1 protein-coding gene and 1 pseudogene are annotated in these 1,185 nt (G+C 51.2%); both read left to right on the top strand.

Annotation, left to right across the window (positions count from 1 at the left end; translation table 11 throughout):
* Nucleotides 1–135, top strand: a pseudogene (locus A3SI_RS18665) (DUF11 domain-containing protein); the annotation flags it as partial.
* Complete coding sequence (locus A3SI_RS16765) at nt 132–1,148, top strand: COG1361 S-layer family protein (RefSeq protein ID WP_009057905.1); 1,017 nt, start codon at nt 132–134, stop codon at nt 1,146–1,148. The pseudogene A3SI_RS18665 and the gene A3SI_RS16765, both read left to right, overlap by 4 nt.
* Nucleotides 1,149–1,185 lie beyond the last annotated feature (37 nt).

Raw genomic sequence — 1,185 nt, 5'->3', positions numbered from 1 at the left:
AGTGATGCACAAGAGGTAGTAGTAACGGATCCGATTCCGATGGGAACTACTTTTGTAAGTGCGGACATGGGTGGCATGTTGGAGAATGGCATTGTGACTTGGAATGTGGGTACCTCCCAGCGGGCGAGACGGTGACCTTAAGCTTAGTGGTGCTGGTAGATGCAGACTTGGCAGACGGTACAGTGATTTCGAATATCGCGATTGTGAATAGTCCTACAGATCCAGAAACACCGAAGGAGTCTGATCCAGACGAGACGCCAGTGGATAATAATCGTCGTGCGATGCTGATGTTAGAGAAGTCAGCTCCGATGACGGTGATTGCGGGTAATAATTTGACGTACACCTTTACCTTATCGAATCAGGGTACAGCTCCAGCACGAAACATTCGCGTGAGCGATATGCTCCCTGCTGAGGTGAACTTTGTGTCGGTAGACATGGGCGGCATGCTCGAAGGTGGTGAAGTGGTATGGAATGTAGCAGAGCTATTGCCAGGAGCAGCGGTGACCTTGACCTTAGAGGTGATGGTACCGGCGAATGTGGCGATGGGCACTGTGATTAGTAATATGGCGCAGGCCACTAGTCCAGACGATATGGACAGCCCAGTGAACAGTAATGGTGTAGCCGTAACGGTAGAGACCCGCGCGAACCTTGCCATTATGAAGCAATCAACTACGGCGCGAGCGGTAGCGGGCGAGAACTTGGCCTACACGATTACGGTGACGAATAATGGACCAAGTGATGCACAAGAGGTAGTAGTAACGGATCCGATTCCGATGGGAACTACTTTTGTAAGTGCGGACATGGGTGGCATGTTGGAGAATGGCATCGTGACCTGGAATGTGGGTACCCTCCCAGCGGGCGAGACGGTGACCTTAAGCTTAGTGGTGCTGGTAGATGCAGACTTGGCAGACGGTACAGTGATTTCGAATATCGCGATTGTGAATAGTCCTACGGATCCAGAAACACCGAAGGAGTCTGATCCAGATGAGACGCCAGTGGATAATAATCGTCGTGCGATGCTGATGTTAGAGAAGTCAGCTCCGATGACGGTGATTGCGGGTAATAATTTGACGTACACCTTTACCTTATCGAATCAGGGTACAGCTCCAGCACGAAACATTCGCGTGAGCGAATATGCTCCCTGCTGAGGTGAACTTTGTGTCGGCAGACATGGGCGGCATGCTC

Origin of the sequence: Nitritalea halalkaliphila LW7, from assembly GCF_000265075.1 — a bacterium.
GTDB classification, from domain to species: domain Bacteria; phylum Bacteroidota; class Bacteroidia; order Cytophagales; family Cyclobacteriaceae; genus Nitritalea; species Nitritalea halalkaliphila.
This window is presented reverse-complemented; position numbering and strand designations above follow the sequence as displayed.